A 20,574-nucleotide genomic window follows, 5' to 3' on the forward strand; every position below is an offset into this window, starting at 1 on the left:
GTCTCCGCTTCAGTTCCGCACCGGCTTGCCCGTCTGCAGCATCCCCATGATCCGCTCCTGCGTCTTGCCGGTGCCAAGCAATTCGATGAAGGCCTGCCGTTCGAGCGTCAACAGCCAGGCCTCGTCGACGGTCTCGCCGGCATCGAGATCGCCGCCGCACAGGATGGTCGCAATGTGCTTGCCGATGCGCATGTCGTGTTCGGAGATGAAGCCGCCCTCGCGCATGTTCACCAGTTGCGCTTCGATCGTCGCGCGCGCCGCGCGTCCGGCCACCGGGATCGCGTGGTCGGCGAGCGGTGGCCGATAGCCGGTCTGCGCCAGCGCGCGCGCCTGCGTCAACGCCGCGCCGAGCAATTCGTGGACGTTGAAGACCACCGGATCGGTCGCTTCCAGATAACCGAAGCCGACCGCCTGTCGCGCGGACCCGGACACCTTGCCAAGCGCAATCGTGGTGAAGCGGGGCGAGATGAAATCTAGATAGCGCGTGCTGCCGGTGGCACGCGCCGCGCGGGCCGCGCGCACCACCGTTTCCTTCAGGCCGCCGCCGGCCGGCACCAGGCCGACGCCGACCTCGACCAGGCCGAGATAGGTTTCGAGATGCGCGACGCGCCGCGCGCAATGCAGTGCAAGCTCGCAGCCGCCGCCAAGCGCGATGCCGGCGAGCGCCGCGACGACCGGCACCTGCGCATACTTGACCCGTTGCATCGTGTCCTGGAACTTGCGCACCAGCGGCTCGACGCCGGCGGCACCGCGGCTCATGAACAGCGGCATTGCAGCTTCGAGGTTGGCGCCGGCCGAGAACGGACCGCCTGGCGTGCCGAGCTGCAGCGCGCTGGTCTGCCAGATGACGAGGCCATCGAAGCCGGCTTCGGCGCGTTCGACCGCCAGACCGATGCCGTCGAGCACCTCGGCGCTCATCGTATTCATCTTCGTCTTGAAAGACAGCACCGGCACCGTTTCATGACCGGGCGCGAGCCACAAGCGCACGCTGTCGTTCTCGAACAGCGTCTCGCCGAGCGCCGCGGGCGACGGCTGGCCAAGCACCGGTGCACGCGCGATCTGACGCCGATAGACAGGCAGGTCGCTGCGCGCTTCGAAACGGCCGGTGGCGGGCGAATACGAGCCGTCGGCGCGATGCACGCCCTGCCCGGCCGCGCCGCGCACCCAGTCCGGCAGCGGTGCCTTGCTCAGGGCCTGCCCGGCGGCGATGTCCTCGTCGATCCACCGCGCGATTTCACCCCAGCCTGCCTGCTGCCATTCCTCGAAGGGTCCACGCTGCCAGCCGAAGCCCCAGCGCACCGCCAGATCGACATCGCGAGCATTGCCCGCAATCGCCTCCAGATGCACGGCGACGTAATGAAAAACGTCGCGAAAGATCGCCCACAGGAAGCGCGCCTGCGGATGCGAGGACTCCCGCAGCAGCTTGAAGCGTTCGGCCGGCGGCCGTTTCAGGATGCGCGCGACGATTTCGTCGGCCTTCGCGCCGCCCTCGACGTAGCTGCCGGTTGCCGGATCGAGCACCTTGATCGCGCGCCCTTCCTTCCGATAGAAGCCCGCACCGCGCTTCTGCCCGAGCGCGCCGCCCTCGATCAGGCGGGCAAGCACCTCCGGGGTTCGATAGTGCGCGAAGAACGGATCGTCCTGCAGGCGCTCCTGCATGGTCCCGATCACGTGGGCCAGCGTGTCGAGACCGACGACGTCGGCGGTTCGAAACGTGGCCGACTTCGCGCGGCCCAGGCGCGCGCCGGTCAGGTCGTCGATCAGATCGAAGGACAGGCCATGGCGACGGCCTTCCTCGATCACCGCGAGGATCGAAAACACGCCGACCCGGTTCGCGATGAAATTGGGCGTATCTTTCGCTCGCACCACGCCCTTGCCCAGCACCGAGGTCAGGAAGGCCTCAAGCGCGTCGAGCGTCGGCGCATCGGTGGCAGCGGTCGGAATCAGTTCGACCAGGTGCATGTAGCGCGGCGGATTGAAGAAGTGCACGCCGCAGAAGCGACCAAGCAGTTCGGCAGGCAGGCCCTCGGCCAGCGATGCGATCGGCAGGCCGGAGGTGTTGCTGGCCAGGATCGCATGCGGCGCGAGCTGATTGGCGATGCGGGCGTACAGCCCATGCTTGAGGTCCAGCCGCTCGGCAATCGCCTCGATCACCAGGTCGCACTCGCCGAGCCGGGCAAGATCGTCGTCGTAATTGGCCGGCTCGATGAAGCGCAGGTCGTCGGTGTCGGCCAGCGGCGCCGGCTGCAGCTTGCCGAGGCGCTGCAACGCCTGCTCGACGACACGGTTCGCTGTACCCGCTGTACCCACTGTACCCGCTGTACCCGCTGTACCGGCATCGCCGGCATTGCCTGCGAGGTCGAACAGCAGCACCGGCACACGTGCATTGACGAGATGCGCGGCGATCTGCGCGCCCATCACGCCCGCCCCGAGGACCGCCACTTTTCGAATGTTCAGCTTGCTCACCGTCTGGTCTCCTTCATTTCGCTTCATGCCGTTCGGGCCCTGCCGCGCGCGGCCTGGCGTTCGCCTTGCACTGATCGCCGGTTGCCGACCGCTACCGCTGTTTCACTGCCCCGCTGCCCCGCCGTGCTGCCGTGCCGGCGCCGCCCGCCCGGCGCCCGCTGCCGGCGCGTACCGGTCAGAACCAGTCGGCGTCGAGGGCCATCAGCACCTTCGCGCCACTGCGTGCCATGCGGATCTGCGCCGCCGTCTCCGGCAGCAGCCGCGCGAAATAAAAACGCGCGGTGGCCAGCTTCGCCGCGTAGAACGGGTCGCCGTCCGGCTGCCGGTCCAGCGCGATGCGCGCCATGCGCGCCCACAGGTAGGCGAAGCACAGGTGTCCGATGACGCGCAGGTAAGGCACCGACGCGGCGCCGACTTCGTCGCGATCGGCCATCGCCTTCATGCCCAGCTCTGCCGTGAGCTTCTGCACCTTCTGGGCGAGGTCGGCGAGCGGATCGACGAACTCGAGCATCTCGGCCTTCACGCCCTCCGCGTCGATGAACGCCTCGATTTCGGCACCGACCGCTTTCAGCGATGCGCCCATGTCGCCCAACACCTTGCGCCCCAGCAGGTCGAGCGCCTGGATGCCGTTGGTGCCTTCGTAGATCGTGTTGATGCGCGCGTCGCGCAGGTACTGCTCGACGCCCGTGTCGCGGATGAAGCCGTGGCCACCGAAGATCTGGATCGCGTGGCTGGTGCATTCGAGCGCGTTGTCGGTCAGAAACGCCTTCGCGACCGGCGTGAGCAGCGCCACCGCCCGTGCCGCCGCCGCCCGCGCGCCTTCGTCCGGCTCGTGCCGGGCGCGGTCGATCTGCAGCGCCAGCCAGCTTGCGAAGGCGCGTCCGCCTTCCGCATAGGCCTTCTGCGTGAGGAGCATGCGCCGCACGTCCGGGTGAACGATGATCGGATCGGCTGCCTGGTCGGGCGCCTTCGGCCCGGTGAGCGCGCGCATTTGCGTGCGCTCCTTCGCATACGCCAGCGACTGCTGATACGCGACTTCGGTCAGCCCGAGGCCCTGCATGCCGACACCCAGGCGCGCCGAATTCATCATCACGAACATCGCGTTGAGGCCACGATGCGCATCGCCGACCAGCCAGCCCCGCGCGTCGTCGAGATTCATCACGCACGTCGCGTTGCCGTGGATGCCCATCTTCTCCTCGATCGCATCGCAGCGAATGCCGTTGCGCGCGCCGAGGCCATCGGCCGCGTCGGGCGCGGGCAGGAACTTCGGCACGACGAACAGCGAAATGCCCTTGGTGCCGGCCGGCGCGTCAGGCAGCCGCGCCAGCACGAGGTGCACGATGTTCGCGGCCAGGTCGTGCTCGCCGCTGGAAATGAAGATCTTGGTGCCGCTGAGTGCGAAACTGCCATCCTCCAGCGGCCGCGCGCGCGTCTTGAGCAGGCCGAGATCGGTGCCGCAGTGCGGCTCCGTCAGGCACATCGTGCCGGTCCATTCGCCGGAGACGAGGCGCGGCAGATAGGTGCGCTGCTGCGCGTCCGTGCCGTTCGCATGCAGGCATTCGTAGGCGCCGTGGCTCAGGCCGGGATACATCGTCCAGGCCTGATTGGCGGCGTTCATCATCTCGTAGAGCGCGTTGTTGACGACGCTCGGCAAGCCCTGGCCGCTATGCGCCGGGTCGCAGGAGAGCGCCGGCCAGCCTGCCTCGACAAAGGCGCGGTATGCCGCCGCGAAGCCCGCCGGCGTGCTCACCTCGCCGGCGGCGAAACGGCAGCCTTCGCGGTCGCCGCTGGCATTCAACGGGAACAGCACTTCGCTGCAGAAACGCCCGGCCTCTTCCAGCACCTGTGCGATCGTGCCGCTGTCGATCGGCTCCGCATCGGGGAACCGGGCAAGCACGGCCTGAACATCGAGCAGTTCGTCGAACACGAACGCCATGTCGCGAAGCGGGGGGGTGTAACGCGGCATCAGACTCCTCCTTACGGACGGCCCCGCCTGCACGACGCCGTCAGCGTTGGTATGACTCGATCAAACGTTTCAACGCCCGGTCGGCGATCGCCGGTGCGTCGTCCAGATGCAGGAAGCGCGCATCGTGATGCAGGCCCAGCATCAGGCTGTAAATCTCGAACAACAGTGTCGGCGCATCGGTGTCCTGCCGCAGATGGCCTTCGTCGCGGGCCTGCTCGATGGCGCGCGCCAGCGCGCCACGCCACGCGGCGATGCTCTGCAACAGCTGTTCACGCACCACGCTGGCTGGACGGTCGTCGTACTCGACCGCCCCGCTGATGAAGATGCAACCCGTCTGCACCTCGTGGATGCGCTTGTCGGTCCAGCGCGCGATCATCGCCGCCAGCCTGGGCAGGCCCCGCGGCTCGGCCAGACTCGGACGAAACACCTCCGCCTCGAAACGGCGGTGATACTCGCGCACCACCTCGACCTGCAATTCCTCGCGCGCGCCGAAATGCGCGAAGACACCGCTCTTGCTCATCTTCATGCGTTCGGCGAGGCTGCCAATCGTCAGCCCTTCCAGGCCATCGCGGCTGGCCAATTCGAGCGCCGCGTCAAGAATCGCCGCTCGTGTCTGTTCTCCCTTTCGCATCGGTTCGCATCGGTTCGATCTGCCCGCCAAAAATCGAACGCTCGTACTATTATTCGTGCGAGCGGTTCGGCCAACAAGGACTTTATTAGAAAAGTGGTTCTAATGTGATGACCGCGGCCGGCGCAACCCGGGTCGCGGCCGCGCGCCGTTGCCCGCTCAGTCGTAACGGCCGATCGTAAGGAGCTTCATCGCCACCCGATACAGGCGGTACGCGAACCAGTTGCCGAGCCGCCGCCACCACGCGCGCGCGGTGTAATGCGATCCGTCGATTGCGGTCGCATCGTCGAGCGCCGCCAACATCGCGCGTTTCAGCTCGACGAGCGCCGGATCGTTGACGATCACCAGATTGGCTTCCTGATTCACCAGCAGACTGAAGGCGTCGAGATTCGACGAGCCGACGGTGCCCCACCAGTCGTCGATCACCGCGACCTTGCCGTGCAGCAGCGTCTTGTCGTACTCGGCAATGCGAACCCCTGCGTTGAGCAGCTTGCCGTACAGCCAGGGCACGGCCCAGTCGAGCAGCACGAACTCCTTGCAACCGACCAGCAGGCGAACGTCGACGCCACGTTGCGCGGCGATCACCAGCGCGCGACGCAGCCGGCGCCCTGGCACGAAGTACGGATTGGCAAGAAGGATCTGGTGGCGCGCACGCCCGATCGCGACCAGATAGGCGTTCTCGATCGCGCGCCGGTTGCGGAAATTGTCGCGCGACACGAAGGCCACGCACGGCTCCGGCGAGGCGGGCAGGCTGGTGGCCACGTGCGTCACCGTGCGCGGCGGCCGCGGCGCGCGTTCGCCGGGCGGCGCGGGATCCAGCCGGCGCCATTGCTTGTCGATGGACTGCACCACTTCGGCGACCACCGGCCCCGCCACCTCGATCGCGAAATCCCAGCGCGGGAAAGGCAGTTCGTGGTCGCCGTTGCGGAAATCGTCGACCACATTGATGCCGCCGACAAAGGCGATCTCCCGGTCGACCGCCGCCAGTTTGCGGTGCGTGCGCGCAAAGCCCTGCCGGCCGAATACGTGCGGATTGTAGATGCGGTGATCGACACCGGCCGCCGGCCACTGCTTGAACAGGTCAAGCCGGGCGGTGCCGAGCCCGTCGGTGATCACGCGCACCGTCACGCCGCGTTCGGCGGCGCGGCACAACGCGGCGCTGACCGATTGCCCGATGCGGTCGTGGCAGAAGATGTAGGTTTCGAACAGGATCTCGCGGCGCGCTTGGTCGATTGCCTCGACCATGCGCTTGAACAGCGCGTCGCCGCCCTGATGCAGCACCAGCGCATTGCCGGTATGAAAGCCGGCGCGCGAAGCCCAGGCGCCCCGCAAGCGCAGCATGCCCTTGGCGGCCGCGGCGCGGCCACTGAGCCGGGTGGCCCGTCCCGGCGCACGGGCCGGTTCGTCGGCGGCCGCGCCCTCGCGCGCGCGCACTCCGTCAGCCATTGCGGTCTCGCACCAGGCGCCGGATCGCATCGCCATTGGACGGCGAAAAACACTGCCGCACCGCTTCCTGCCACGGCAGCCAGCGGAAGGCGACATGCTCGCGCGGCGCCAGCACGATCTCGACGTCGCGCGGCACTTCCAGTGCGAACCAATGCTCGGTATTGCGCACCACGCCGCTCGCGTAGCGATGCCGCCACTGCGGATAGATGTCGTATTCGATGGCGTGCGCCATGTCGCGCAGCGCGGCGGCGGGCACCCGGGGACCGCCGACGACGATGCCGGTTTCCTCGCCGACTTCGCGGCTGGCGACTGCGCGCAGCGGCTCGTCGAGGCGGTCCTTGGAACCGGTCACCGACTGCCAGAAGCCCGCACAGTCGGCGCGTTCGATCAGCAGCACCTCGAGGTCCGGCGAGTGAATCACGACCAACACCGACTCCGGAATCTTCGGCGCGCGCGCCGGCCGCGCCTCGGGTGCGAGTACGGGAGCGCGCGTCATCGCGGGGCGGTAGCGCGGCGCTTCAGTTGCGCAGCCGGATGTGCAGCTCGCGCAATTGCTTCTCGTCGACCGGGCTCGGCGCCTGAGTCAGCAGGTCCTGCGCGCGCTGCGTCTTCGGGAAGGCGATGACATCGCGGATCGAGTCGGCGCCAGCCATCATCGTCACGATGCGGTCCAGGCCGAAGGCGATACCGCCATGCGGCGGCGCGCCGTACTGAAGCGCGTCGAGCAGGAAGCCGAACTTCTCGCGGGCCTCGTCGGCATCGAGCTTCAGTGCGCGGAACACCTTGCTCTGCACGTCCTCGCGGTGGATCCGCACCGAACCGCCGCCGATTTCCCAGCCGTTCAGCACCATGTCGTACGCCTTCGCGAGGCAACGGCCCGGATCGGTCTCCAGATAATCGAGATGCTCGTCCTTCGGGCTGGTGAACGGATGGTGGGTGGACACCCAGCGTGCGTCGTCCTCGTCGTATTCGAACATCGGGAAATCGACGACCCACAGCGGTTGCCAGCCGGCTTCGAACAGACCGTTGTTCTTGGCGAACTCGGAATGGCCAATCTTCAGGCGCAGCGCGCCCAGCGCGTCGTTGACCACTTTGCGGCGGTCGGCGCCGAAGAAGATGATGTCGCCGTTTTCGGCACCGGTGCGCGCGACGATTTCGGCCAGCGCGGCATCGTGCAGATTCTTGACGATCGGGCTTTGCAGGCCATCGCGGCCCGCCGCCTTGTCGTTGACCTTGATCCAGGCCAGCCCCTTGGCGCCGTAGATCGCGACGAACTCGCCATAGCCGTCGATCTCGCTGCGGCTCAGTTCCGCGCCCTTCGGCACGCGCAGGGCCGCGACCCGTCCGTCGGCCAGGTTGGCGGCGTTGCTGAACACCTTGAAATCGACGTCCTTCATCACGTCGGTGAGCTCAGTGAATTCGAGCTTGACGCGCAGGTCGGGCTTGTCCGAGCCGAAACGCTGCATGGCCTCGCTGTACTGCATGACCGGGAACGTCGCGGCCAGCGTCACGCCGATGGTCTCGGTGAAGACCGAGCGGATCATCGCCTCGAACAGATCGCGGATTTCCTGCTCGGCGAGGAACGACGTCTCGCAGTCGATCTGCGTGAATTCCGGCTGACGGTCGGCGCGCAGGTCCTCGTCGCGGAAGCACTTGGTGATCTGGTAGTAGCGGTCGAAGCCCGACACCATCAGCATCTGCTTGAAGAGCTGCGGCGACTGCGGCAACGCGAAGAACTGGCCGGCGTTGACCCGCGACGGCACCAGATAGTCGCGCGCGCCTTCCGGCGTGCTCTTGGTCAGCATCGGCGTTTCGATGTCGATGAAGCCCTGGTCGTCGAGGTATCGGCGCACGGCCATGGCGACGCGGTAACGCAGGCGCAGGTTCTTCTGCATCTGCGGGCGACGCAGGTCGAGCACGCGATGCGTCAGCCGCGTCGTTTCGGACAGGTTGTCGTCGTCGAGCTGGAACGGCGGCGTCACCGACGCGTTCAACACCGTCAACTCGTGGCACAGCACCTCGACCTTGCCGCTTACCAGGCCGCTGTTCTCGGTGCCGGCGGGGCGCGCGCGCACGACACCGTCGACCCGCAGGCAGAACTCGTTGCGCACGCCCTCGGCGGTCTTGAACATCTCGGCGCGATCGGGATCGCACACCACCTGCACCAGACCCTCGCGGTCGCGCAGATCGATGAAGATCACGCCGCCGTGGTCGCGACGCCGGTGAACCCAGCCGCAAAGCGAGACGCTCTGTCCCATCAGGTTTTCGGCGACGAGGCCACAGTATTCGGTACGGGTCGACATGTCAGATTCGTGGTTGTGCAAATGTGGCGCCGCGGTGGGCGCCGTTCCTCGCCGCCGTTGTATGGCGACGCGTTAGGTGAGCGACGGTCAGGCGAACGGAAACGTCACAGCGGTGGCTCCAGCGGCTGGCCGCGCGATGGTGGCAGCGGCGTGACCACGCCCATCGAGACGATGTATTTCAGCGCCGCGTCCACGCTCATGTCGAGCTCGACGGTGTCCGAACGCGGCAGCATCAGAAAGAAGCCGGAGGTCGGATTCGGCGAGGTCGGCACATACACGCTGACGTAGTCGCCTTGCAGATGCTGCGCGACGTCCCCGCTCGGCGCACCGGTCAGGAACGCGATCGTATAGACGCCGGGCCGCGGGTACTCGATCAGCAATGCCTTGCGAAACGCATTGCCGTTGCCCGCCAGCAGCGTGTCCGACACCTGCTTGACGCTGGCATAGATCGGCCCGACGATCGGAATGTGCTTGAGCAGCCAGTCCCACCACTTGACCAGCGTCTGGCCGATGAAGTTGTGCGCCAGCAGGCCGACGAGCAGCACGAAGGCCACGGTCAGCAGCGCGCCAAGCCCTGGCAGGTGGAAGCCGAGCAGGCGCTCGGACTGCCACGCGCCCGGCAGCAGCGTCATCGACTGGTCCAGCGTGCCGATTACCAGACCCAGCACCCACAACGTGATCGCGAGCGGCACCACCACCAGCAGGCCGGTGAGGAAATAGGTCTTGAGCGTCTTCTTGGGTTTGACGGTGGTCATGGTCTGCAGTCGCAGCTAGGCGCGATCGGGATCGATCGGCCGCGCCGCTCAGGCGGATGTCGTCGGCGTGGACGATGACGTACCGGAGGCGCCCGACGTGCCCGAAGTACCGGAACCCGTCGACGTGCCGCCGGCCGACGCGGTGCCGCTCGCGCTGCCTGGCGCAGCGGACTTGCCGGCATCGCCGCCGCTCGCGTCGTTCTTCCCGCCCTCGCTCTTCGCCGGCTCGGTCTTGCCCGTGCTGGCCGCGTTGCCGCTGCCGGACTTCTTGCCGCTGTCCCGGAAATCGGTGACGTACCAGCCGGAACCCTTCAATTGGAACCCGGCCGCGGTCACCTGCTTGCGGAACGCGTCGGCATGACACTGCGGGCAGACCGTGAGCGGCGCATCGGACATCTTTTGCAGGACATCCTTCTCGAAACCGCAGGACTCACAGCGATAGGCATAGATAGGCATGGCGGTTCAATCGAATTCGCGTAGGCGGAGATTCAGGACAACGCGCGCACCACCGGCCCGGGCCAGACGCGCGGCAACGACCGCACGGGTGCGCAAAGCCTTGAATTATAGCCGACTGCTCTTTATTCAAGTCCTGAATGCCGGCCGCTGCCTCGTTCGCGGTCGGCGTCGGACCGGTGCGCCGCCCGCGACAACCGCGCCGCGCCGGTGCGCTAGACGCGTCGGCGCCAGACCATCCATCGCTCGCCGCTGCCGAACACCGGCAGCGAGCGGACCGGAACGCGGTGCTCGACCAGCTCGAAGGCCGGCGTCAACAGCGCGTGCAAGGCGGCTTCCGGCATCGGGAACGGCGGCCCGCGCCCCTCTTCGCCGACCAGGAAGTAGCCGGCCAGCAGCGCGCCAGGCGCCAGCCAGCTTGCGAGCCGCGCCGCATAGGCGTCGCGCAACCGCGGCGGCAACGCGCACAGGAATGCGCGCTCGTACACCCAGCCGGGCGGCGCCGGCGGCGTCCATTCGAAGAAATCGGCCTGGACGATCAAGCGGGCCACGCGCTCGCCCCCGTCGGCACTGCCGTCGCCTTCGCTGGCCGGGCCAAGGCGCGCCGTGGCCACCGCGCGCGCCGCGCGCACCGTGGTCGCGCTGAAATCGAACGCCGCCACCGGCCAGTCGTGCTGCGCCAGCCATATCGCCTCGTGCGCGATCCCGCAGCCCGGAATCACCGTCGGCACCGGCGTCAGCGACCGCGCAAAGGCGATGAAATCCTCGGGCACCGCATCGGCATCCCATGGCATGAAGCCGCGAGCCACGCGTTCGTCCCAGAAGCGCGGCTCGGCACTGTCGCGCGTCTCGAAGCGCGCCGTCGCCGGCTGGCGTTTGCCCGGGATTTCAGGATCGCTCATCGCACGGCCCTCGCTCAGCCGAATGTATAACCCAGCCAGATCTGCGTAAGCACGATGCCGGCGCCGACCGCCAGTCCGAACACGATCATGCCGCGCAGCAGGCGATTCGTGCGTTGCTGCTCGACGACCAGGGTGCGCAGCAGCGCGTCGTTGCCGTAGCCGCCGCGCCGGTCCTGCATCTCGGCCAGCGCATGGTGGATCAGGCGCGGCACCTGAGGCAGCGTCTTGCTCCATTGCGGCACTTCGTATTTCAGGCGTTCATACCAGCCACGCCAGCCCACCTGCTCGTTCATCCACCGTTCCAGGTAGGGCTTGGCGGTCTTCCAGAGATCCAGCTCCGGATCGAGATCCCGGCCCAGACCCTCGACGTTCAGCAGGGTCTTCTGCAGCAGCACCAGCTGCGGCTGGATTTCGACCTGGAAGCGCCGCGAGGTCTGGAATAGCCGCATCAGTACCTGGCCCAGCGAGATGTCCTTCAGCGCCTTGTCGAAATACGGTTCGCACACTGCCCGGATCGCGCCTTCCAGTTCCTCGACGCGCGTCGCCGGCGGCACCCAGCCGGATTCGAGGTGGAGCATCGCGACGCGGTGGTAGTCGCGCTTGAAGAACGCGAGAAGGTTCTGCGCCAGATAGTTCTTGTCGTAGTCGGACAAGGCGCCGACGATGCCGAAGTCGAGCGCGATGTAGCGGCCGAAGGTATCGGGCGCGAGGCTCACCTGGATGTTGCCCGGGTGCATGTCGGCGTGGAAGAAACCGTCGCGGAACACCTGCGTGAAGAAGATCTCGACTCCTTCCCGTGCCAGGCGCGGAATATCGACGCCCGCGGCGCGCAGCGTGTCGGTCTGGCTGATCGGCACACCGTCCATGCGCTCCATCACCAGTACCGTCGGGGTGCAGTAGTCCCAGTACATCTCCGGCACCAGCAGCAGATCGCTGGCCGCGAAGTTGCGGCGCAGCTGACTGGCGTTGGCCGCCTCGCGCATCAGGTCGAGTTCGTCATGCAGGTACTTGTCGAACTCGGCAACCACCTCGCGCGGCCGCAGCCGCTTGCCATCCGACCACAAGCGCTCGATCAACGACGCGACGTCGGCCATCAGCGACAGGTCGCTGTCGATCACCGGCAGCATGTTGGGGCGCATGACCTTGATTGCGACCGGCTTGCCGGCGTGCTCGCCGAGTTTGATCTTCGCGAAGTGCACCTGCGCAATCGACGCGCTGGCCACCGGAATGCGCTCGAAGTCGTCGAACAACGCGTCGATCGGCCGGCCCAGCGACTTCTCGATCAGCGCCACCGCGAGCGCGGAATCGAATGGCGGCACCTGGTCCTGCAGCTTGGCCAGTTCGATCGCGATGTCGGGCGGCAGCAGGTCGCGCCGCGTCGACAGCACCTGGCCGAACTTGACGAAGATCGGGCCCAGGCTTTCGAGCGCGAGACGCAGCCGCACGCCGCGCGGCTGCTCGAAATTGCGGCCGATCGTCAGCGCGCGCACCAGCAGCTTGATCCGACGGTGCCGGAACCCTGACAGCATGACCTCGTCGAGGCCGAAGCGGATGAAGGTGAGAAAGATCTTCCAGAGGCGCGGGCTACGCATGTTTACAGTTCCGACGGCTTCGAGGCGTCCGCCGGCAACTGCGGCACCGCCTCCGGCTGATCGATGCGCGCCAGCGGCGCAGCAGACACGGAGGACGTGGGGTGGCGGCCGCTCGGCCGCGCGCCGGCGGCCGCGAAGTGCCGTTCCAGCTTCTCGATACGTTTCTCCAGACGGGCCACTTCGTCGCGCGCGTCGGCCAGCTCGTCCTGCACCGCCTGCAAGGCCTGCACGCGCACCAGGTGCGGATTCTCGTCGAGCAGGTAATCGGCGGCCGCGCCGGCAAAGCCGCGCCCGACGCGCAGCGCATGCTCCAGCGCCGTGCGGCCGAGGCTGCCCAGCCGATGTGCCGGACCGTCGCCGACGAGGTTGGCCAGGTCCGCCTCCGGCTCCCAACGCAGGCGTTCGGCAAGCTTGCCGATGGTGGCGGCGAATTCGGCATCGCCTTCGATGCGCACATGCCGCATCGCGGCCGGGCGGCCGCCCTGCAGGAAGGCCGGATAGGCGTCGCCACCCACTGAAATGGTTACGTCGGCCGGCGCCTCGTCCTCGTGCTCGACCGGCCGCAGCCGGCCGTCGGCCTCGACCGCGACGCGCAGTTCGACAGGGGCGGCGACCAGGCGCGCGCGCTTGCCGGCGAAACGGGCCAGCTCGGCGCTGGCCCACGCTTCGCGGGCCAGCAGGTGGTTGACTGCGGCGGAAAACGACTGGGCGGCAAGACTCATTGCATCAGCTTGGGATTCGGTGCAGAGACGGCCGGCTGGGTCTGGCACGACGCCCGGCATCGATGCCGGAGTGGCGCGCAGGCACTGTTGGCCACGACCCGGCTTGCGCCGGTCCTGCACGGACGCGGCGTCCGATAAAAAAGCCCGCTGCGAGCATCTCGCAGCGGGCTTCTATTGTAGGGCACTTCGCCGTCGGTGGGCCGTCAGTGCGCGGTGCCGTCGGCCTGTTGAATGCCGGCCAGCAGCCAGCCTTCACCGCCACCCTTGCGGCGTGCCAGGTTCCAGACCTCGTCGAGCGGCTCCGCGGCGGCATCCTTCTCCTCGCGGATCAGGCCGGTGTAGCGCACGCTGGCGATGTACTGGTCGTTGCGCTCCTCGATGCCGAGCAGTTCCGCGTCCAGGCGGACGACATCGGTCCGATTCGGCGAGGTGCCGCGCGACGCGAGTTCGACCCGCGTGTCGGCGAACATTTCCGGCGTCGTGAACTCCCGGATGTCATCCAGGTTGCCTTCGTCCCAGGCCGCCTGCAGGCGGATGAAGTGAACCTTCGCGTTGCGCAGGAACGCGTCCCGGTCGAAATCGGCCGGCACGCCCCACGGTTGGGCCGCGGCGGTGGCAGCCGTCGCGCCGCCGAATGCGCCCGTGCCCGCACCCGCGCCCATGCCCGCGCCGAGCGAGGCCGGCGTCTGGTAGCCACCGTCGGCACGCGTCGCGCCGTAGGACGGTGCATCGTCCTGACGGCCGTAAGCGGCGCCGCCCGCGGCGCCGTAGGCCGGCTGCGGCTCGCGACGGCGCATGAAGCGGCGCACCAGCCAGATGACCGCGAACGCGATGATCGCGATCACGATCAGGTTCGCCATCGCGCCGGCGAACGCGCCGCCGAGACCGAAGTGCGACAGCAGCGCGGCGATGCCCAGCCCCGCGGCGAGGCCGGCGATCGGGCCGAGCCAGCGATTGCGCGCGGGCTGCGGGGCCGGCGTGGCGGGTGCCGCAGCCGGCGCGGCCTGCTGCGCGGGACGCGTCGGCTGCGTGGCCGGCGCGCGGTATTGCTGCGACACCGAATTCGACTGGTGTCCGAAGCTGCGGCCGCCGCCGAGCCGCTTGGCATCGGCGTGCGTCGGCAACATCGTCATCGCGACAAAGCCGGCCACGGCCAGCGCGCCGAGCCGGGAAGCGAGCGCGCCGCGCCAGCCGCGTCTGTGTACCGTCTTTGAAATGGACATCCTGGAAACCCTCAAAAGGTTGGGAACGAACCGTCAGAATTTAACGCCAACATGCAGCGCAACGACGCCACCTGACAGATTGTAATATTTGACGCGCTCCAGTCCAGCTTGTTCCATCATTTTTTTGAGTGTTTCCTGATCCGGGTGCATCCGGATCGACTCGGCGAGATAACGATAGCTGTCGGCATCGCCGGCGAAACGGCTGCCGAGCCACGGCAGGACCCTGAACGAATACAGGTCGTAGGCCTGCGCCAGCGGCTTCCAGACCTTCGAGAATTCGAGCACCATGACCTTGCCGCCGGGCTTCACGACACGGTGCATCTCAGCCAGCGCCTGGTCCTTGTGAGTCATGTTGCGCAGCCCGAAAGCCACCGTCACCAGATCGAAGTGGTTGTCGGGAAAGGGAATTTTCTCCGCGTCGCAAAGCACTACCGGCGTCACCACGCCAGCGTCGAGCAGGCGGTCGCGGCCGACGCGCAGCATCGAGCCGTTGATGTCCGACAGCCAGACCTCGCCATCCGGACCGGCCTGCCGCGCGAACGCCTTGGCGAGGTCGCCGGTGCCGCCTGCAATGTCGAGCACCTTCTGGCCCGGACGCACCGCGGCCTGCCCGATCGTGAACGCCTTCCACATCCGGTGCAGCCCGCCGGACATCAGATCGTTCATCAGGTCGTACTTGCCTGCGACGGAATGAAACACCCCGGCGACCTTCTGCGCCTTTTCGTCTTCATCAACCGTCTGATACCCGAAGTGCGTCTTGCTCATTGCTGTTGTCCTTGTCGTGTCGTCCACGCCATGCGCCCGGTGCCGCACGCCGGCGCGGCATCGGGGCAGGCAGTCCTGCCGGCCTCAGTGGCTTCCGTGGCCTCGGTGCTGGCCGCAGCCTCAGTGGCAGCCGCAGCCGCTGCCGCAGCCGCCCGCGGCGTTCGCCGGGGCCGGGGCGCCACCGGTACCGCTGACGCGCGCCGGCTCCAGCGGCTCGCGGCTCGCGCCGGCGGCCTGCAGGCGATCCAGATACTGCTGCCAGAGCGCCTCGCGGCGGATCGCCAGATTGTAAAGATAGTCCCAGGAATACAGGCCCGACGCATGGCCGTCCGAAAAGACCGGCTTGATCGCATAGTTGCCGACCGGTTCGATCGCGTCGATCGACACCTCGCGCTTGCCCGTCTGCAGCGTCTCCTGCCCGGGACCGTGACCGACCACCTCCGCGGAGGGCGAATAGACGCGCAGGAATTCGCACGGCAGCCGGAACACCCGCCCGTCCTCGTATTGGAGTTCGAGCGCACGGGATTGGCGATGCAGCACCAGGCCGGTCGGCACCGGCGTATCGTTGGACAAACCTGCCATGACGGCTCACTCGGTGATCGTCCACGACGCGGCGGGCCGCGGACTGAAAAAGGAATGGCTGCGGCCGGCCTGCGCGGGCTGCAGCACATCGGCGCGGCTCAGTTGCGGCCCAGTTGCGGCTCAACTGCGGCTTCAGTGCGGCTCAGTTGCCACTTCGCCACAAAGGCCGCATGCCCAGGCTCGCCGGCTAGCGCCACTCATGCAATTCTGCCACGACTGCCGCGCGCAGATCGCTGGCGCGCGCCCGGCGTGCGGCCAGGATTTCCGGCGCCACATCCCGCACCGGCGCGGCCCAGATCGCCTGCGGGAAGTGCCGGTCGTCGCGGTAGCGCGGGATGACGTGCCAGTGCAGGTGCGGCACCATGTTGCCCAGTGCGGCCAGGTTGATCTTGTCGCACGCCATGACTGCGCGCGCCGCCCGTTCAACCGCCATCACCACGTCCAGCATGTGGGCCTGATCATCGCGCGGCAGGTCCGACGCCTCGGCGACGTGGGCATCCCAGATCACCCGGCACAAGCCGGGATAGTCGGGCTCGTCGGCCAGGATCACGCGCAGTCGCTCGCCGCGCCACAGCACCGTGCCGCCGTCCGTCTCGCACAACGGGCAACCGCTCATACCAGCACCCGCTCGATGCCGCCGTCGTTGGCGCGGCCGACATAGTCCGCCATCCAGTTTTCGCCCAATACGTGGCGGGCCATCTCGACGACGATGTAATCCGCCTCGACCGCCGCATCCTCGCCATAACGCGACAGACCCTGCAGGCACGACGGGCAGCTGGTCAGCACCTTCACCGGCCCGTCGAAGCCGTCGGCCCGGACCTTCGCCGCGCCCTTGCGCATTTCCTCTTCCTTGCGGAACCGCACCTGCGTCGACACGTCGGGGCGCGTCACCGCAAACGTACCGGACTCGCCGCAGCACCGGTCGTTCTTCTCGATCTTCGGCGCGCCGGTTTCGCTGCCCATCAGCGCATTGACCAGCTTCAGCGGTTCGATGGTCTTGATCGGCGTGTGGCAGGGGTCGTGGTACATGTAACGCTGCCCAGTCACGCCGGTCAGCCGCTGCCCCTTTTCCAGCAGGAACTCGTGGATGTCGATGATGCGGCAACCCGGGAAGATCTTCTCGAATTCGTAGCCGGCGAGCTGGTCGTAACAGGTGCCGCACGACACCACCACGGTCTTGATGTCGAGGTAGTTCAGCGTGTTGGCGACGCGGTGGAACAGCACGCGGTTGTCCGTGATCATCTGCTCGGCCTTGTCGAACTGGCCGCTGCCGCGCTGCGGGTAGCCGCAGCACAGATAGCCGGGCGGCAGCACCGTCTGCACGCCGACGTGCCACAACATCGCCTGCGTCGCCAGCCCCACCTGCGAGAACAGCCGCTCCGAGCCGCAGCCCGGGAAGTAGAACACCGCCTCGGTGTCCGCCGTGGTCGACTTCGGGTTGCGGATGATCGGGACGATCTTGTTGTCCTCGATGTCGAGCAGCGCGCGGGCCGTCTTCTTCGGCAGATTGCCCGGCATCTTCTTGTTCACGAAGTGCACGACCTGCTCGACCACCGGCGCGCGGCCGACCGTCGCGGGCGGGTGCGCGGTCTGCTTGCGCGCCAGCTTCTTCAGCACGTCGTTGCCGGCGCGCTGCGCCTTGTAGCCCCACTTCAGCATCAACTGCCGCGTGAAGTCGATGGTGCGCGGGTTGGTCGCGTTCAGGAAGAACATGCCGGCGGCCGCGCCCGGATTGAATTTCTTCTTGCCCATCTTGCGCAGCAGATTGCGCATGTTCATCGACACGTCGCCGAAGTCGATCTTCACCGGGCACGGCGTCGCGCACTTGTGGCAGACCGTGCAATGGTCGGCCACGTCGGTGAACTCGTCCCAGTGACGGATCGAGATGCCGCGGCGCGTCTGCTCCTCGTAGAGGAAGGCCTCGATCAGCAGCGAGGTCGCGAGGATCTTGTTGCGCGGGCTGTACAACAGGTTGGCGCGCGGCACATGCGTCGCGCACACCGGCTTGCACTTCCCGCAACGCAGACAGTCCTTGATGCTGTCGGCGATCGCGCCGATCTCCGAGCGCTGCATCAACAGCGATTCGTAGCCCATCAGACCGAAGCTCGGCGTGTAGGCGTTGCGCAGATCGGCGCCTTCGAGCAGCTTGCCCTTGTTGAAGCGCCCTTCCGGATCGACGCGCCGCTTGTAGTCGCGGAACGCGGCGATCTCGTCGTCGGTGAGGAATTCGAGCTTGGTCACGCCAATGCCGTGCTCGCCCGAGATGACGCCGCCGAGCGCGCGCGCCAGCGCCATGATGCGGGCCACCGCGGCATGGGCGTCCTGCAACATCGCGTAGTTGTCGGAGTTGACCGGCAGATTCGTGTGAACATTGCCGTCGCCGGCGTGCATGTGCAGCGCCACGAACACGCGGCCGCGCAGCACGCGCTTCTGGATGGCCTGTGCCTCGTCGAGGATGGGCTTGAATTCCCCGCCGGCAAAGATCTGCCGCAACTGGGCGCGCAACTCGGCCTTCCACGACGCGCGAATGGTCCGATCCTGCACTAGGTCGAACAGGCGGGCGCCCGGCTGCTGTGCCTGGCGCGCCTCGAACGCCGCCGCGTGGTCAGCGTAACCGAGCGTATCCAGCGCGGCGCGCGCCTCGGCCAGCGGCGTATCGAGATGGTCGCGCAGGTATTGCCAGCGCCGGTCGACCGCGTCGAGCAGCGCCAGCGCCTGGGCCACGCGGTCCTCCAGCAGCTCGGCGCTCGGAATGTCGTTGGCGTCGTCGCTCTTGCCCAGCGGCAGGTTGCCCGCCGCGAAGAACTGCCGCAGCGCGGCCAGGATCGCCAGCTTGTTCTTCAGCGACAGCTCGATATTGATGCGCTCGATGCCGTCGGTGTACTGGTCCATCCGGTCCAGCGGGATGACGACGTCCTCGTTGATCTTGAACGCGTTGGTGTGCTTCGCAATGGCTGCGGTGCGGGAGCGGTCGAGCCAGAAGCGCTTGCGTGCCTCCGGACTGACCGCCACGAAGCCCTCGCCGCTCTTGCCGTTGGCCATGCGCACGACCTCGGAGGTCGCAAGCGCGACGGCGTCGGCGTCGTCGCCGACGATGTCGCCGATCAGCACCATCTTCGGGAAGGCATTGCGCTTGGACTTGGTCGCGTAGCCGACCGCGCGCAGATAGCGTTCGTCCAGGTGTTCGAGGCCCGCCAGGATCGCGCCGCCCGCCTTCGCGGTCTGGAACAGGTAATCCTTGATCTCGACGATCGACGGAATGGCGTCGCGCGCCTGCCCGAAGAATTCGAGACAGACGGTGCGCGTGTGGGCCGGCATCTTGTGCAGGATCCAGCGGCCGCTGGTGATGAGACCGTCGCAACCCTCCTTCTGCACGCCGGGCAGCCCGGCGAGGAACTTGTCGGTCACGTCCTTGCCGAGGCCTTCCTTGCGAAAGCGCCGGCCCTCGATCCGCAGCGTCTCCGCGCGCAGCCGCTTCTCGCCGGGCGCGTGCCTGCCGTCGTACCAGACGAGCTCGAAGGTGGCGACGTCGACATCGTGGATCTTGCCGAGGTTGTGATCCATCCGCGTGACTTCGAGCCAGTCGCCGTTCGGATCGACCATCCGCCACCACGCCAGGTTGTCCAGCGCCGTGCCCCACAGCACCGCCTTCTTGCCGCCGGCGTTCATCGCGATATTGCCGCCGATGCACGAGGCATCGATCGACGTCGGATCGACGGCGAACACGAAGCCGGCCTGGTCGGCCGCCTCGGCCACGCGCCGCGTGACCACGCCCGCGCCCGAAAAGATCGTGGCGACCGGCTGCGAAACGCCGGGCAGCAGCGTCATCTCGACCGCGCCCAGGGTTTCGAGCTTCTCGGTGTTGATCACCGCCGAGAAGGGCGTGAGCGGCAGCACGCCGCCGGTGTAGCCGGTGCCGCCGCCGCGCGGGATCACGGTCAGACCCAGTTCGAAGCAGGTCTTGACCAGCGCCGCCATCTCGTTTTCAGTGTCCGGCGTCAACACGACGAACGGAAACTCGACGCGCCAGTCGGTGGCATCGGTTACATGCGACACGCGCGACAGGCCGTCGAACTTGACGTTGTCGCGCCGCGTGACTTTCGCGAACGCCTTCACCGCGCGGCGGCGCAACTCGGCGGTGGTCTCGAATTCGCGCGCGAACAGGTCGACCGCCGCACGCGCGGCAGCGAGCAGCACCTCGACGCGTCCCGCGCGTTCGCGACCCGCCACGTCCGCGTGGCTGGCCAGGTCCGCGTCGCGTCGCTTGGCGATCTCGCCGAGCCGGTGATGCATTGCGTCGGTCAGCGCGGCGCGGCGCCGCGGATTGTCGAGCAGGTCGTCCTGCAGATACGGGTTGCGCTTGACTGCCCAGATGTCGCCCAACACCTCGTAGAGCATCCGCGCCGAGCGGCCGGTGTTGCGCTCCGCGCGCAGCTCCGCCACCGTCTGCCAGGCATCGTCGCCCAGCAGGCGCATGACGATCTCGCGGTCCGAGAACGAGGTGTAGTTGTACGGGATTTCGCGCAGCCGGGGCTCGTCGTGCGCGTCGGCAAGCGCACCGTTCAGGTCGAGGACGTGGGGAGCGTTCATGTTTGATACTGTGAGGGCCGGACGGGCCGGCATTGCGCTCGGATGGCGCATTGGGCACTACGGAAAGCGGCCGGGAAACGGATGCGACACACCGGGAACAGTCACCGGTGCACCACCCGTTGCCGACGGCTCGGCGGAACTCAGCGGGATCGACGACAGCGCCACGATCGTGCCCGGCCCG

The 20,574-nt window shown here is 67.5% G+C and carries 16 protein-coding genes; all 16 read right to left on the bottom strand.

What is annotated here, in order from left to right; translation table 11 throughout:
* Window positions 1-9: 9 nt before the first annotated feature.
* Window positions 10-2,466: a 3-hydroxyacyl-CoA dehydrogenase/enoyl-CoA hydratase family protein gene (locus BLU54_RS08695; RefSeq protein WP_091907394.1), complete on the bottom strand. Its 2,457-nt coding sequence runs from the start codon at window positions 2,464-2,466 to the stop codon at window positions 10-12.
* 175 nt (window positions 2,467-2,641) lie between these two features.
* Entirely contained in the window at window positions 2,642-4,432 is a 1,791-nt protein-coding gene (locus BLU54_RS08700) for an acyl-CoA dehydrogenase C-terminal domain-containing protein (RefSeq protein WP_091907095.1), read from the bottom strand.
* A 40-nt stretch (window positions 4,433-4,472) separates the two neighbouring features.
* Complete coding sequence (locus tag BLU54_RS08705) at window positions 4,473-5,063, bottom strand: TetR/AcrR family transcriptional regulator (RefSeq protein ID WP_091907097.1); 591 nt, start codon at window positions 5,061-5,063, stop codon at window positions 4,473-4,475.
* Window positions 5,064-5,219: 156 nt separating this feature from the next.
* The gene (clsB, locus tag BLU54_RS08710) at window positions 5,220-6,401 is read right to left on the bottom strand and encodes a cardiolipin synthase ClsB (protein ID WP_091907397.1); all 1,182 of its coding nucleotides are present in this window, start codon (window positions 6,399-6,401) and stop codon (window positions 5,220-5,222) included.
* A 97-nt stretch (window positions 6,402-6,498) separates the two neighbouring features.
* The gene (gene nudB, locus BLU54_RS08715) at window positions 6,499-7,002 is read right to left on the bottom strand and encodes a dihydroneopterin triphosphate diphosphatase (RefSeq protein WP_091907099.1); all 504 of its coding nucleotides are present in this window, start codon (window positions 7,000-7,002) and stop codon (window positions 6,499-6,501) included.
* Window positions 7,003-7,024: 22 nt separating this feature from the next.
* Window positions 7,025-8,809, bottom strand: coding sequence for an aspartate--tRNA ligase (gene aspS / locus BLU54_RS08720; RefSeq protein WP_091907102.1), 1,785 nt, complete (start codon window positions 8,807-8,809; stop codon window positions 7,025-7,027).
* 104 nt (window positions 8,810-8,913) lie between these two features.
* Window positions 8,914-9,564: a DUF502 domain-containing protein gene (locus BLU54_RS08725; protein ID WP_091907104.1), complete on the bottom strand. Its 651-nt coding sequence runs from the start codon at window positions 9,562-9,564 to the stop codon at window positions 8,914-8,916.
* A gap of 48 nt (window positions 9,565-9,612) precedes the next feature.
* Window positions 9,613-10,020 (bottom strand): FmdB family zinc ribbon protein, encoded by a 408-nt coding sequence (locus tag BLU54_RS08730; RefSeq protein WP_091907106.1) that lies wholly within the window; start codon window positions 10,018-10,020, stop codon window positions 9,613-9,615.
* 212 nt (window positions 10,021-10,232) lie between these two features.
* Window positions 10,233-10,919 carry a class I SAM-dependent methyltransferase gene (locus BLU54_RS08735; protein ID WP_091907108.1) on the bottom strand — a complete coding sequence of 229 codons (687 nt, stop codon included), beginning with the start codon at window positions 10,917-10,919 and terminating at the stop codon, window positions 10,233-10,235.
* Window positions 10,920-10,933: 14 nt separating this feature from the next.
* Window positions 10,934-12,511: a ubiquinone biosynthesis regulatory protein kinase UbiB gene (gene ubiB / locus BLU54_RS08740; protein ID WP_091907110.1), complete on the bottom strand. Its 1,578-nt coding sequence runs from the start codon at window positions 12,509-12,511 to the stop codon at window positions 10,934-10,936.
* A gap of 2 nt (window positions 12,512-12,513) precedes the next feature.
* Window positions 12,514-13,233 carry a ubiquinone biosynthesis accessory factor UbiJ gene (locus BLU54_RS08745; RefSeq protein WP_091907112.1) on the bottom strand — a complete coding sequence of 240 codons (720 nt, stop codon included), beginning with the start codon at window positions 13,231-13,233 and terminating at the stop codon, window positions 12,514-12,516.
* Window positions 13,234-13,436: 203 nt separating this feature from the next.
* Window positions 13,437-14,456: a Tim44 domain-containing protein gene (locus BLU54_RS08750; RefSeq protein ID WP_091907114.1), complete on the bottom strand. Its 1,020-nt coding sequence runs from the start codon at window positions 14,454-14,456 to the stop codon at window positions 13,437-13,439.
* A gap of 33 nt (window positions 14,457-14,489) precedes the next feature.
* Window positions 14,490-15,221, bottom strand: coding sequence for a bifunctional demethylmenaquinone methyltransferase/2-methoxy-6-polyprenyl-1,4-benzoquinol methylase UbiE (gene ubiE, locus BLU54_RS08755; RefSeq protein ID WP_091907116.1), 732 nt, complete (start codon window positions 15,219-15,221; stop codon window positions 14,490-14,492).
* Window positions 15,222-15,341: 120 nt separating this feature from the next.
* A complete protein-coding gene (locus BLU54_RS08760) occupies window positions 15,342-15,803 on the bottom strand; it encodes a gamma-butyrobetaine hydroxylase family protein (RefSeq protein WP_091907118.1) in 462 nt (153 codons plus the stop codon).
* 187 nt (window positions 15,804-15,990) lie between these two features.
* Window positions 15,991-16,419 (bottom strand): HIT family protein, encoded by a 429-nt coding sequence (locus tag BLU54_RS08765; RefSeq protein WP_091907120.1) that lies wholly within the window; start codon window positions 16,417-16,419, stop codon window positions 15,991-15,993.
* The gene (locus BLU54_RS08770) at window positions 16,416-20,393 is read right to left on the bottom strand and encodes a DUF3683 domain-containing protein (protein WP_091907122.1); all 3,978 of its coding nucleotides are present in this window, start codon (window positions 20,391-20,393) and stop codon (window positions 16,416-16,418) included. Before BLU54_RS08770 ends, BLU54_RS08765 begins: the two co-directional genes overlap by 4 nt.
* Window positions 20,394-20,574 lie beyond the last annotated feature (181 nt).

The sequence above is a fragment of the Chitinasiproducens palmae genome (assembly GCF_900095735.1).
Taxonomy (GTDB): domain Bacteria; phylum Pseudomonadota; class Gammaproteobacteria; order Burkholderiales; family Burkholderiaceae; genus Chitinasiproducens; species Chitinasiproducens palmae.